12 protein-coding genes and 1 riboswitch are annotated in these 12332 nt (G+C 60.9%); of the genes, 3 read left to right on the top strand and 9 right to left on the bottom strand.

Translation table 11 applies throughout. From position 1 onward, the window contains the following. Positions 1-16 precede the first annotated feature (16 nt). Genes CVS29_RS04920 through CVS29_RS04910 form a run of 3 tightly spaced genes read right to left on the bottom strand, consistent with a single transcriptional unit; the run spans position 17 to position 1888 of the window. Positions 17-1228 (bottom strand): O-succinylhomoserine sulfhydrylase, encoded by a 1212-nt coding sequence (locus CVS29_RS04920; protein ID WP_110105212.1) that lies wholly within the window; start codon positions 1226-1228, stop codon positions 17-19. A gap of 10 nt (positions 1229-1238) precedes the next feature. Continuing rightward, positions 1239-1631 (bottom strand): rhodanese-like domain-containing protein, encoded by a 393-nt coding sequence (locus tag CVS29_RS04915; RefSeq protein WP_110105211.1) that lies wholly within the window; start codon positions 1629-1631, stop codon positions 1239-1241. Further along, positions 1628-1888, bottom strand: coding sequence for a DUF1737 domain-containing protein (locus CVS29_RS04910; protein WP_110105210.1), 261 nt, complete (start codon positions 1886-1888; stop codon positions 1628-1630). The genes CVS29_RS04915 and CVS29_RS04910 overlap by 4 nt, the downstream gene beginning before the upstream one ends. 105 nt (positions 1889-1993) lie before the next feature. Further along, positions 1994-2112, bottom strand: a riboswitch (SAM riboswitch). Between the two features lie 144 nt (positions 2113-2256). Here CVS29_RS04910 and CVS29_RS04905 point away from each other — a divergent pair. Beyond that, positions 2257-2898, top strand: a complete 642-nt coding sequence (locus tag CVS29_RS04905) for a Pr6Pr family membrane protein (protein ID WP_110105209.1) — start codon at positions 2257-2259, stop codon at positions 2896-2898. A gap of 5 nt (positions 2899-2903) precedes the next feature. Here CVS29_RS04905 and CVS29_RS04900 read toward each other — a convergent pair whose 3' ends face one another. Both CVS29_RS04900 and CVS29_RS04895 read right to left on the bottom strand, forming a co-directional pair. Next, the gene (locus CVS29_RS04900) at positions 2904-3833 is read right to left on the bottom strand and encodes an aminodeoxychorismate lyase (RefSeq protein WP_110105208.1); all 930 of its coding nucleotides are present in this window, start codon (positions 3831-3833) and stop codon (positions 2904-2906) included. A 65-nt stretch (positions 3834-3898) separates the two neighbouring features. Further along, complete coding sequence (locus CVS29_RS04895) at positions 3899-4504, bottom strand: HdeD family acid-resistance protein (RefSeq protein WP_110105207.1); 606 nt, start codon at positions 4502-4504, stop codon at positions 3899-3901. A gap of 186 nt (positions 4505-4690) precedes the next feature. On the opposite strand from CVS29_RS04895, the gene cls reads away from it, so the two are divergent. Next, positions 4691-6166 (top strand): cardiolipin synthase, encoded by a 1476-nt coding sequence (cls, locus tag CVS29_RS04890; RefSeq protein WP_373366706.1) that lies wholly within the window; start codon positions 4691-4693, stop codon positions 6164-6166. 16 nt (positions 6167-6182) lie between these two features. Here the strand turns inward: cls and pabB are convergent, their stop codons facing one another. The 3 genes from pabB to CVS29_RS04875 all read right to left on the bottom strand — a co-directional run bounded on the left by pabB (position 6183) and on the right by CVS29_RS04875 (position 9653). Next, a complete protein-coding gene (gene pabB, locus CVS29_RS04885; RefSeq protein ID WP_110105206.1) occupies positions 6183-8399 on the bottom strand; it encodes an aminodeoxychorismate synthase component I in 2217 nt (738 codons plus the stop codon). Next, entirely contained in the window at positions 8392-8883 is a 492-nt protein-coding gene (locus tag CVS29_RS04880) for a low molecular weight protein-tyrosine-phosphatase (RefSeq protein WP_110105205.1), read from the bottom strand. The genes pabB and CVS29_RS04880 overlap by 8 nt, the downstream gene beginning before the upstream one ends. Before the next feature lie 149 nt (positions 8884-9032). Beyond that, the gene (locus CVS29_RS04875; protein ID WP_110105204.1) at positions 9033-9653 is read right to left on the bottom strand and encodes a LysE family transporter; all 621 of its coding nucleotides are present in this window, start codon (positions 9651-9653) and stop codon (positions 9033-9035) included. 96 nt (positions 9654-9749) lie between these two features. Here CVS29_RS04875 and CVS29_RS04870 point away from each other — a divergent pair, with 96 nt between their 5' ends. Continuing rightward, positions 9750-11231: a multicopper oxidase family protein gene (locus CVS29_RS04870; protein ID WP_110105203.1), complete on the top strand. Its 1482-nt coding sequence runs from the start codon at positions 9750-9752 to the stop codon at positions 11229-11231. A 78-nt stretch (positions 11232-11309) separates the two neighbouring features. Here CVS29_RS04870 and CVS29_RS04865 read toward each other — a convergent pair whose 3' ends face one another. Further along, the gene (locus CVS29_RS04865) at positions 11310-12197 is read right to left on the bottom strand and encodes a methyltransferase domain-containing protein (protein WP_110105202.1); all 888 of its coding nucleotides are present in this window, start codon (positions 12195-12197) and stop codon (positions 11310-11312) included. Between the last annotated feature and the right edge of the window lie 135 nt (positions 12198-12332).

Here is a 12332-nt window from a genome sequence, read left to right as displayed (position 1 = left end):
TGCTGTTTTGGCCAGCCTAAATGGCCGCCAGGGCTGCCGCGAGATCCCGCTTCAAATCATCCACGTCCTCCAGGCCCACCGACAGGCGCAAGAACCCGTCGCTGAGACCGATCGCGGCGCGCCCCTCGGGGCCCATGGCACGGTGCGTGGTGGTGGCCGGATGCGTGATGAGCGACTTCGCATCCCCTAAGTTATTGGAGATGTCGATGATGGACAGCGCGTTCAGCAGCGCAAACGCGGCATCCTTGCGAGTGCCCGACGCTGGCTGAGCCAGCTCAAATGTCAGCACCGTGCCTCCGGCCTTCATTTGCTTTTTGGCCAGCTCATACTGCGGGTGGGACGGCAGATGCGGGTACAGCACGCGTGCCACCTGCGGTTGGGCTTCAAGGAATTCTCCGAGTGCCAGGGCATTGCTGCACGAGTGTGTAACCCGCAGATTCATGGTTTCCAGGCCCTTGGTGAGCACCCATGCGTTGAACGCGGAGAGCGCCGGGCCCGTGTGGCGCATCAGGTTCTTGACGGGCCCTTCGATGAACTCCTTGGTGCCGAGGATTGCGCCACCCAACACCCGGCCCTGGCCATCAATGTGCTTGGTGCCCGAATAGACGATGATGTCCGCGCCGAAATCGCCGCAACGCTGCAACAAGGGAGTTGCGAAGACGTTGTCGGCTACCACCTGCGCGCCAGCGGCATGAGCTAGATCGCACACAGCCGCCACGTCAATGATTTCCTGCATGGGGTTCGACGGTGACTCGAAGAACACGGCCGTGGTGGGCACCGACAAGGCCTCGCGCCACTGATCCAGGTCCGGCCCGTCAACAAATACGGTCTCCACACCCCACCGCGGCAGCAGCTCATTCAGAATCACAAAGCAGGAGCCGAACAGGGACCGTGCTGCCACCACTCGGTCCCCGGCTGCTAATAAGGCACCCAAGGCGGTGAATACGGCTGACATGCCCGACGCCGTCGCAAAGCACGCCTCTTTTCCTTCCAGCAGCCGCAGCCGTTCCTGGAAGGTTGCCACGCTCGGGTTGCCGTAGCGCGAATACACGAAGCGGTCCACCTCACCCGTGAACGCCTGCTCGGCAGCTTCCGCCGATTCGTAGACAAATCCGGAGTTCAAAAAGAGGGCTTCGGAGGTTTCTTGAAAATTGCTGCGGTCAAGCCCGCCGCGTACCGCCTGGGTGTCCTGCCCCCAAGTGGCTGCGTGCTCATTAAAGTTGCTCAATGATATTTCCTTAGCGCCAGGGGAGGTTGCGGTTCTTCCAGCCGTTGAGAATCCGATCTCCGTAGGGATCAGTTTCTCCTTCAAAGCCTTCAAGTACGTTGTAGGCGGTGTACCCGGCGGCTGTGGCTGCTTCAGCGGCGGCAATAGAGCGGGCACCGGAGCGGCACAGCACTATCAGCTGCTTTTCCGGGGGTACTGCTGCCGCCAGCTCTGCCAGAAAATCAGGGTTGCGGGCGCCCGTGGCGAGATTCCACTGGATAAAAACGGGTTCTGATTTCAGCGTTGAGGTGTCGGGGACGCCAATGTGTGCCCATTCGCCCTCTGTCCGTACATCCACGAGTGTTGCCCCCGCGGCTACAGCTTCCCAGGCTGTGCCCGGGCTCACATCTCCCGCGTAGCTCATGCGATGCCCTCGCCATCAAACTCAAGTTCGGCGTCGAGATCATCCACGGCAGTGGCGACGGCGGCATCGCTGCTGGCCACGGCCTGCGGAAGAATCACGGCCTGCGCGCAAATGACACTGGTGCCGTTGTAGGTGAGGGCGGGGCCGCCGTGCAGCACATAGCCGTCGGCAAGGGCGGTGGAAATGCGCTCGCAAAAAGAGCGGTCGTCAGGGCCGGTGATAAGCCGGTAGGCCAGGGGGGATTCGTCCGCGGTCATGGTTCTCTCCTCATTGCAAATGGCTGCGCGTTGCAAACGGGAGCTGGTGGCAGTTGACGAAGAGTTGGTTGAAAATGTCCACTCTTGAGCCCGCACCACAAGGAAAGTTCACGCTTGCAAACGCCAGCCTAGGTAGCTGGTTTGCCGAGTAGTCACCTGAGGCACCCCGCCGGAAAGAGGGTTGCCGGCCAGCAAGTCAGGGCTTAACGCTGGCACTCATTACTCACCTTGAAAGTAGCACACCACGTGCCGGGTCCGGTGAAGAACCTGCCAGTGTGCACAAACATGACGGCGACACCCAGATATCCGTTCACAGGGTGGCGGGACGGACCTGATATCTCTGCCGCGTCCATGACATGATGAAACCCATGACAACTCGGCGATTGTTGGCGGCACTACGGTTTCTCTTCGGCGCGTTCACTCTTGTGGCAGTGGGCATCCAATTTGGCGTTCACCTGAGCCACGGTTTCAACGTGTTGAACTTCTTCAGCTACTTCACGAACCTGTCCAATATTCTTGCCGCCGCCGTCCTGCTCACGGAGTCAGTACTGACCTGGCGCGGGAAGGAGCTGGGCCCGGCTTGGCAGGTTCTGCGGTGCGTATCGGTGGTGTGCATGGCCCTGGTGGGGATCGTGTTCACCGCCCTGTTGCGCGAGGTGGATCTCGGCGCGCTCCTGCCTTGGATCAATACCTGGCTGCACTACATCATGCCCATTGCGGTTGTCGCGGACTGGTTGATCCAACCGCCGCGCCGGCCCATCCCGCTGACCCGGTTGGGTGTTGCAGTGCTGTTTCCGCTGGCATATTTGGCCTATTCCCTGATTCGGGGCGCCGCCACGGACTGGTACGCCTATCCCTTCTTGAACCCCGGCAACGGGGGCTACGGCGCCGTGCTGCTCAGTTGTGTGGGGATCGCGGTAGCCTTCCTGATCGCCAGCGCGGTGCTGATTCTTCTGGGCAACAAGCTCCGCCCGCTTGTTAGGCCTGTGCCCAGCGGTCAGTCGAACTGATGTGTTTACAACGTGGTAGCCAGGAGCGCCGATAGTTCCGCCGTAAGCTCGGCTCGGATGGCGGCCGTGCCGATTTCCTTCCCGTCAATGGTGGTCACGGGCGCCAGTAGCCGCAGGCTGGAAATGAGCCACACGGCGTCGGCATCCAGCAGATCGGCAGGTGTTAGTGGACCGTAACCCAGCTCCCACCCGGCTTCCTGCGCAGCTGCGAACAGTGCGCCCTGCGTGGTGCCGGGCAGTATCCCGGTGTCCAAATGCGGGGTGATGAGCCGCTTGAGCGGTACGCCGGAATCGTCACTAACGTGTGCTAGAAGAACTGACGATGTGGGCCCTTCCAACACGAGCCCGTCACCGCTGGTGAAGATCACGTCATCCGCGCCCTGGTGGTGTGCGTGCCGAAGTGCGGCCATGTTCACGGCGTAGGAGAGTGTTTTGGCGCCCATCAAAAGCCAGGGGGCACGGGCTGCAATATCGCTGTCATAGCCACGCTCCAACAAGAGCACGGCCAAGCCCTTCTCCCGCTGGGCAGCCAACGAGGCGGACACCGGGCTGACCGTGACCCACGCTGTGGGGGAGTTGGCGCCCTCGGGGCCTCGGGTAGCGATAAGGCGAACCACGCACTGGCGAGATTCGTTGCTTGCACCGTGGTCTGCGGAATCCTCTGGTGCCCCGGCAGCATAAGCTGTGAGCGCCGTCGTAATTGCCGCCTGCCACACCCCGGCGTCAGGGATGAGTAGGTCCATGGTGCTGGCCGAGACGGCAAGGCGATCTAAATGAGCCCGGATTTTGCGTGGCTCCCCATCAATAGCGAGCATGGATTCAAAGATCCCGTCACCGCGGGTGAGCCCCTGATCCGTAACCAGAATGTTGGGAACGGTGGCGTCTGCAACGCGGCCGGCCGGGTGGGCGGGGTCCAAGAAAACCAGAGTTGTCATGACTGAGATCTTATCCCCACCCGCTCCCTGCCCTCGTGCCTCGGTCTGGGTCCCTCGCAGGCGTACTAGCGTGTGAGGGACTTGCCGAAGGTGAAGGCACGGACCAGGCCCACCACACCCAAGATGATCAGCATGATGGCTGTTATCAGCAACAGCCATTGTGCGGTCCAGACGGGAACAGCGAGCACCGTGATGCCGGCTACCACGCTGATGGCGCCGAACACGATGGCCCAGGTGCGGGTGGGGCCCTTGCCGGCTTCGGCCATGGCGATGATGCCTTCAATAATCCAGCCGATGCCGATCATGATGACGGTGAATACCAGCAGGAGCTCGCCCGTCGCGGCCGAGTTACGCAGGGCGATGATGCCGGCAACCATCACGAACAGGCCCAAGAGAACATCCAGGATCCGCATCCCGGCGGAAAGGCTGTGGCTAAAGATGCCAACAGCTACCTTGATACCACCAGTGATGAGGAAGTTGATGCCTAAGATTACGGCCACCACAGCCAGAGTCTTGGTGGGCCACAACAGCAGGATAATACCGAGAACCAAGGCCGCAACGCCGCTAATGGCAAAGGCTAGGCGCAAACCCTTTACTGCCTTCTCCGTGATTTTTTGCGGATCTAAGGCAAAAACGTCGATGCTGACGGTTGGATTGTTTGAGCTGCTCATGGCGCTACATCCTCACTTCGGGAAGTTCAAATTATGCTCAGCATAGCCGCAGCATCTCACCCGAGCACAGCAAGTCACAGCTGGCGCACGTCACACGGCCAGCGTTGCGAGTGGGCCTGTGCGAAAGAGCCGTTAGGCTATTGTCACTCTCGGCTGAAAAGCCGGTTTAGCTAGGAGGTGTGCGTGATTTGGACGGCGTTTAGCCTGCCCACAGGCAGTGTCTGGCTGTCTGCGCTGATTGTACTGGTGGATTTTGGCATCCGAGTGGTTGTTTTGGGTGTGATTCCGGGAAACCGGCGCCCCACTACTGCCATGGCGTGGCTGCTGTGCATCTTCTTCCTGCCCTATGTAGGGTTGCTCCTTTTCCTCATGTTCGGCAATTTTCGGCTTTCCCGGCGACGGCGTGAGAAGCAAGACGCCGTCAACCAGCGCATCATGGAAGGCACTAAGGACATTGCGTCTTTGGTGCCCGAATATGATGGGCCGGCCTGGGTTAAATCGGCCATTGAATTGAACCAGAATCTGGGGTTTTTCCCGGCCATTGGTGGCAATACTGTCCGTCTGATTAAGGGATACCAGGAGTCCTTGGATCTTATGGCCGATGAAATCAGCCAAGCCACCGACTACGTCAACGCCGAGTTTTACATCATGAGTTCAGATGCCAGCACGAACAGGTTGTTCCAGGAGCTGGAAGCTGCGGCTGAACGCGGAGTCCGGGTGCGGGTACTTTTTGACCACATTGGGTCACTGCGGGTACCCGGCTATCTGGGGATGATCCGCCGGCTCAAGGCGAGCAAAATCCAGTGGCGGCGCATGCTGCCACTGCTGCCTGTCAAAGGCCAATGGCGCAGGCCGGATCTGCGCAACCACCGCAAGATTCTGGTGGTGGATGGCCGGGTGGGTTTCACGGGTTCGCAAAACGTCATTGAGCCTTCCTATCGAAAAAAACGTAACGTCAAGGTTGGCCGTCAGTGGGTAGAACTCATGACACGTTTGGAAGGCCCCATTGTTGGCACCCTGAACGTCATGTTCGCCACTGATTGGTCCTCGGAAACCGAAGAAAATCTTGAATCTCAAATGGCTGCATACCATTGGGACACGTTTGAAGGTGGAGCCCTCTGCCAGGTGGTGCCCAGCGGGCCGGGATTTGTTACTGAGAACAATCTTCGCCTTTTCAACACTTTGCTGTATTCGGCAGAAAAACAGATCACCATCTCCAGCCCCTATTTTGTTCCGGATGATTCCCTTCTCTATGCCATCACCACCGCAGCGCAACGCGGTATTAAAGTGGAACTCTTCGTCTCCGAGGTGGGTGACCAGTTTCTGGTCCACCACGCTCAACGCTCCTATTACGAGGCGCTCTTGCGGGCCGGGGTGCGCATTTTTCTTTACCCCAAACCCCTGGTGCTCCATGCCAAGCACTTCACCGTGGACTACGACGTTGCCGTGATTGGCTCCTCCAACATGGACATGCGCAGCTTCTCACTGAACCTTGAAGTCACTGTCATGATGATTGACCGCGCAGTGGTTGAACAAATGCACGCTGTTGAAGATCACTACCGCTCCATGTCACGTGAGCTGCATTTGGAAGAGTGGCTCACACGCCCAATTCTGGCCCGTTATGTGGACAACGTGGCCCGCCTAACCGCTACTTTGCAGTAGGCAACGCCCCGGCTGCCTACCGCGGGAAATCGGCTCCCAGTGTGGATAAAACCCCGTGAGCCTTAGCCTGAATCTCCTGCCACTCCGCCTCGTCATCGGAGTCTGCCGTGATGGCGCCGCCGATCCCCAGCGAAAGGTGCGTGCCGCCGTCCAGGTCTTGGAGGACCAGCGTGCGGATAACCACCGATAAATCAGTGGCAGCATTGAGGGAAAAATAGCCGATAGCGCCGGAATAGACGCCGCGCGGGCCGGCTTCGAGGCGGCTTAAAATGGCCATGGTGCTGATCTTCGGCGCACCCGTCATGGACCCGGCCGGAAATGCGGCAGCCACTGCTTGGGCTCGCGAACTGCCCGGGGCCAGCCGCGCCTCGATGGTACTGACCATCTGGTGCACCGTGGCGTAACTTTCAATAGCGCACAGCCGCGGAACCCTCAGTGAAGCCGGGACAGCAAAGCGCGAAAGATCATTGCGCAGCAGGTCCACGATCATCACGTTCTCGGCCCGATCCTTGGGTGATGACGCCAAATCCTCCCTGAGCGCGGCATCCAGCGCAGGGTCCGGATCACGCCGTCGGGTGCCCTTGATAGGCTCGGCACGCATCAGCCCCGCCGCATCAATGCGCAGGAAACGTTCGGGGGAAGTGCTGGCAATGCTCAGCGGACCGAGCCGGAGGAACGCTGCGAACGGGGCCGGGCTGCGCTTGCGCAGAGCCTGGTAGGTGGCCCAGGGATCCAGCCGTTCTGGCATGTTTGCCTCCAGCGTGGTTGTCAGGCAAACCTCGTAGGAGTTGCCGTCGCGGATCTGGGCTTGTGCCGCCGCGATCTTGTTCTTATAGCTGCGTTCGCCGTCCCTGCTAGTGAATTTCGGCGCTTTCCCATGTGGTGCCTGCTGTGGTGCCTGTTGAGGTTCAGGCGTCACTTTCGAGAGGGTTTGCTCCGTTTGGGCTGCTGGGCTCTCCAGCGCTGCTGCGTGAACTGCGCGGACGGTCTCCAAGAATTCTTGCGCTTCCCGCTGTGACGAGGGCTGCTGGGCGCCTGTCAGCGTCAGGACATAGAGGCAGTTCTGCCAGTGGTCAAGAACCACGGCGCGGCCTGCGAATATCAGCGCAGCATCAGCAATGGAATCCGGCCCAGTAGACAACCCAGCATCCGGACCGGTAGGTAGCCCGTCATTTGGCCCGGCAGTTTTCGGAGGTGCAGGGGCAGCCTGGACGCCGTCCGGATCGCCGAGATCGTAGCCCAAATACCCCAGCCAACCCAAAGTGAAGTCACCCGGATAGTCAGCCGGAGCCCGCACGGCCTTGCGCCCCCACGCCGAGTCCAACCAAGGGAAAAACTGTCCACTGATATGAGCACTCACCTGACCCGCGGAAAGAGTTGTCAGCCCGCCCTGGTGGTGGGCTAGCTGGCCAAAACAACCTGAATCATCCGCCATGATGGAAAAGCGGGAACGGGCTGCTGCCGAGAACTCCCCAGGATCTCGTGCCAGCTTGATTGTCCCAGCCGGCTGCGCCGCCCCGCCTGTCTCAGCTATTGAACTGTCCAGCCAGATGGCGTGTTCTGCCGCCCCATACAGCGAATGGAACAGCTGCTGGGCAGGTGGCAGCCCTTCGATCCTGACGGCGGAGAACTCCAGGCCACGCCGGCCTGCCAGTTCCGGGGAGAGCACGTGTTCCAACTTGGGTAACTGGGTCAGCGCCATTAAGACACCCTCGAGGGCGTTGGCCACACCATTACTTCCGTCCACAATCACATCGGCCAGCTGTGGGCGGTGACTGTCATCGAGGAGGCGGTCCTCCTGCTCAGCCCAAAGATCCCAAAATGGGGCGTAGGTCTCGCCGTCGCGCTCCAGCGCACGCTTCTTCCTGGTGGGGGAGGGCGTATCCACCCAAATGACGGCGTCCAGGAAATCCCTGGCCCTGCCATGGGAAGATCCCACACCCTCTACAAGAACCACCGGGGCAAGCTCGGTGGTGCGGGAGGCGCCGTCGTGCTTGGCCTCCCAATCCCATGCCGTCCATGTAGCGGGTTTCCCGGAATGCAGGGGCTCCAGGACGGTTTCAATATAGCGTTCCACGCCGCCGGCCAGTCCGTCCCAGCCGGGGTAGATGTCCTCAAGATGAAAGAGGGAGATGCTGCGGTGGCGTCGCAACAAGGTGGCCAGTTCCACGGCAAGGGTGGTTTTGCCGGCGCCGGATCGCCCGTCCACGGCAATGATGACGGGCTTAGGCACGGGCGCGGGCCAGGGCCAGGATGCCGGGGATCGCGGCGGAGATCAGGTTCGCGCTTTCGTCAAAGTCGCGCGCGTTTCCGTACCAGGGGTCGTAAATGCCCTGCTGTTCGGTTGGCAAGTGGGCGGCTTCGGGATCGAAGGAGCGGAGCATGTGCACCTTGGCAGCGGCCGCGTCGTCGGGGGCCAGTGCCGTCAGCGCGTCGTAATGGTCCGTGTCCAGGGCAAGGATGAGGTCCCGGCTGACGAACCAGGCGGGGTTGAACGTGCGAGCGACATGCTCCGTTGCGGTGATGCCGTGCTTGGCCAGGACATTCTTGGCCCTCGGATCGATCGGGTTTCCAATTTCCCACGCACTGGTCCCTGCGGAATCTACTTCCACGTCCAGCATGGCCTCCGCTGCCGCATGCGCCAGCATGAACTCAGCCATGGGGGAGCGGCAGATATTGCCGGTGCAAACGGTAATGATCCGGTAGGGGTTGGTCATGGTGCCAGTCTATCGGCGCTACTGCGGCTACAGGTGGCCCTCTGCGCTACCGCCCCCCACTTATGCGCCCCGTCGTAAGGGCGCCGAAGTGGGGGGCGGTAGCGGAAGGGGGAGCCGGGCGCGGAAGCGGGGTGCGGGCGCGGTGGCTGCTACGCCAGCGCCAGTGCCACGCCCACGCCGATGAAGAGGATGCCGAAGATCCTGTTGAGGATGAGTTGACCGCGCTCGCTGGTGGTCAGGTGTTTGAGCTGTTTGGCGCCTGCGGCAAAGACAAACCACATCACGATGATGTCAATCACCACCACCGTGGCGGTCAGAATGACATATTGGGCCAGCAGTGGTTCGGAGGGGCGGATGAATTGTGGCATGAACGCCAAGAAGAAGACGATCGCCTTTGGGTTCAGGAGATTGACCCACAGCCCGCGGCGGAACATCGAGAACCCGTGCTCAACAGCGGCAGGTACGTCCCCGGCGTCGGCCGTCTCAGCCTTCGCCAGCAGTTTCCTGATACCCAGATAAACCAAGTAGGCCGCACCCACGTAGCGGATCAGCAAGAACAGGAACGGCGAGCTGGAGACGATGATGCCCACGCCGGCGGCAACAACTATCACATGGATAACAAGCGCCACTTGCTGGCCAAGGATGCCCCAAAAGGAGCGCCGGAACCCAGAGGTGAGAGCGTTGGACATGGTGTTGATGGCGCCTGCGCCCGGGGTCAGGCTGATCATGGCGCCGGCGCCGACAAGGGCCAGCCAGAGGGAGAATTGCACTGGGTAATCCTACAAGGGGCAATCCTGCTAGTAGCAATCCTGCTAGCAGGGACGGCCAAGATGACCCGCCGGGACCCGCCAACTAAGATGAGGAAAATGAGTGATGCACTGCAACGTCCCGGACTCAACCGCCGCCACCTGCTCCAGCTGACCACGTTGGGTCTGGGAGCCGGCGCTCTTGCGGCACTGGCAGGCTGTTCCGGCAGGACGGGCCGTGAGGTCTTAGATACCTTCGGGAAGCTCGATTTCCGTAACCCGCTGCACATCCCACCGCTGGCGGAATCTGTAGTCAAGGACGGCCAGCGCGTCTTCGATCTTGTCACCCAGGCCGGCCAGTCAGAGATTGTTCAGGGCGGAAAAGCCGATACCTGGGGCGTCAACGGCGCGTTGCTGGGCCCCACGCTCCGGGCGCGGCGCGGCGAGGACATCCGCATCAATATCAGCAACAGCCTCGAGGTGGCCACCACCTTGCATTGGCACGGCATGCGCCTACCTGCCGTGGCCGACGGCGGCCCCCACCAAATGGTTGAACCCGGCGGAACATGGTCTCCCGCGTGGGGAATTGACCAGCCCGCGGCGACCCTCTGGTACCACCCGCACCCGCACGGTGAGACGGAAAAGCACGTCTACAAGGGCCTCGGTGGCATGTTCATCATTGACGACGACGAAGAAAGCCGCCTTGCTCTGCCACGTCACTACGGTGTGGATGACATTCCGGTCATTGTTCAGGACAAGACGTTCAACGCACAGGGCCAGCTCGTTGAGAGTGGCAGGGTTGGGGTTGGGATGCTGGGCGGTACGGTGCTGGTTAACGGAACCGCGGCTGCCGTACTGGCCGTCACTGCCGAGCACACGCGCCTGCGCCTGCTGAACGCCTCAACCGCTCGCAGCTACAACTTCGGCTTCTCCGATGATCGCAGCTTCACCATGATTGGCAGCGACGGAGGCCTCCTGGCCCAGCCGGTTCCGTTAAGCCGGATTATGCTCACCCCTGGCGAACGCGCCGAGATCATTGTTGCGGCAGCCCCCGGGGAGAAATTCACTTTGCGGTCCTTCCCCCAATGCTTAGGCGTTGCTGATTCGCGTGCCGCCGAGGTTGGAGCACAGGACAAACTGGAGATCTTGGAGCTCACGGCAGCAGCCACGCTGAGCCCTTCCGCACCGATCCCCACCCAGCTCGCCACCATGGACTACCCGGATCCGGCACTGGCCGGTGACATGCGCATGTTTCAGCTGGGCGATAACTCCATCAACAGCAAATTCATGGACATGGACAGAATTGATCTGGAAGTGAAGGCCGGGGCAACAGAAGCCTGGGGTGTCATCAACGCGCACAACCAGCCCCACAACTTCCACATTCATGATGTGCAGTTTCAAATTCTCAGCATGGACAACCAGCCGCCGCCGCCCGAGCTGGCCGGCTGGAAGGACACCGTCTATGTCCCTCCGCGCATGACCATTCGGCTGTTGATGCGCTTCGGAGAGCACACAGATCCGGTAATCCCCTACATGTATCACTGCCATTTGCTATGGCATGAGGACATGGGCATGATGGGCCAGTTCCTCGTGGTGGAGTAGCTGGTACAGCTGAGTAGTAGCGGCCCCGGCCCCGTCAGGCGTGGTAAATGCCCTGCCGGGCCCGCTGGTACGCCCGGATTAGGCTCGGGCTATAACTTCCCCGTTGGGCATGGCGAACCAGCCATCAGGTGCACTACCCCAACTGCGCCAGGCAGCCGAGATATGCTGCAGGGTTGCGGTATCGGCGAGACCATAGGCAATGGCTTGTTCGGCGAATGTGGATCCTGTCACCCGATCCGCCCACACTCCAGCCAACCAGGTGCGTTCGTCGGCTGTCGCGTACAACCAAGTGGTGCTCGACGGCGTGATATCGGTGAATCCGGCAGCCTGGACCCAGTGCAGCAACCGCCGGCCAGCGTCCGGTTCAGCCTGGTTGTGCCGGGCTACCTGCTGATACAGGGACATCCACTGCTCCATTTCGGGCAGCTGGGGGTACCAGAACATACCGTGAAAATCGGCATCTCGAACGGCCACTATGCCACCCGGTTTCGCCACCCGGCGCATCTCTTTCAGTGCCGCCACAGGATCGCTCAGATGCTGCAGAACCTGGTGGGCGTGGACCACGTCGAAGCTGTCATTGGGAAAGTTCAGCTTGTAAACATCCCCCATCTCGAAGCTGAGATTGCTTAAATGCTGTTCCCGGGCCAGCGCGGTTGCAGCAGCCACAACTTCCGGTGAGCGGTCAATCCCCACCGCCTGCCCCGGCGCCACTAGCCGGGCAAAATCTGCTGTGATGGTGCCTGGGCCGGAGCCAACATCCAGCACGCTGAGCCCGTGGGTGAGGTGCGGGATCAAGTATGTTGCAGAGTTTTCGGCAGTGCGGGCCATGTGGGAGCGCAGCACGCTCGCATGATGTCCGTGTGTGTACACGTCCTGGTTCGCCGGTTCCGGCTGCTGGTCGCGTGATGGCTGAGCTCCCGGCTGTTGCGTGCCTGCGTGGCACGACGGCGTCGTGTGCTGATTCATGAAAAGGAGCGTACGCCTGCCGGGACGTAGCCGCTAGGCCCTGTCATAAGTTGGACCCGCGCACCGTTCGCAGGGTAACCATGCGCAGGATGGTTTCTACGCACGGTTGCCATACGAACTGTGCGCCGCTTCAGC

It is taken from the genome of Arthrobacter psychrochitiniphilus (assembly GCF_003185915.1).
Taxonomy (GTDB): domain Bacteria; phylum Actinomycetota; class Actinomycetes; order Actinomycetales; family Micrococcaceae; genus Specibacter; species Specibacter psychrochitiniphilus.
Note: the sequence above shows the minus strand (reverse complement) of the source record. Positions and strands in the feature narration are given on the sequence as shown.

Bases quoted from the DNA above. Each gene is read 5' to 3' on its own strand.
- CVS29_RS04915 (WP_110105211.1), bottom strand. From the start codon at position 1,631: ATGAGCTACGCGGGAGATGTGAGCCCGGGCACAGCCTGGGAAGCTGTA.
- CVS29_RS04910 (WP_110105210.1), bottom strand. From the start codon at position 1,888: ATGACCGCGGACGAATCCCCCCTGGCCTACCGGCTTATCACCGGCCCT.
- CVS29_RS04905 (WP_110105209.1), top strand. From the start codon at position 2,257: ATGACAACTCGGCGATTGTTGGCGGCACTACGGTTTCTCTTCGGCGCG.
- CVS29_RS04900 (WP_110105208.1), bottom strand. From the start codon at position 3,833: ATGACAACTCTGGTTTTCTTGGACCCCGCCCACCCGGCCGGCCGCGTT.
- CVS29_RS04895 (WP_110105207.1), bottom strand. From the start codon at position 4,504: ATGAGCAGCTCAAACAATCCAACCGTCAGCATCGACGTTTTTGCCTTA.
- CVS29_RS04880 (WP_110105205.1), bottom strand. From the start codon at position 8,883: ATGACCAACCCCTACCGGATCATTACCGTTTGCACCGGCAATATCTGC.
- CVS29_RS04870 (WP_110105203.1), top strand. From the start codon at position 9,750: ATGAGTGATGCACTGCAACGTCCCGGACTCAACCGCCGCCACCTGCTC.
- CVS29_RS04865 (WP_110105202.1), bottom strand. From the start codon at position 12,197: ATGAATCAGCACACGACGCCGTCGTGCCACGCAGGCACGCAACAGCCG.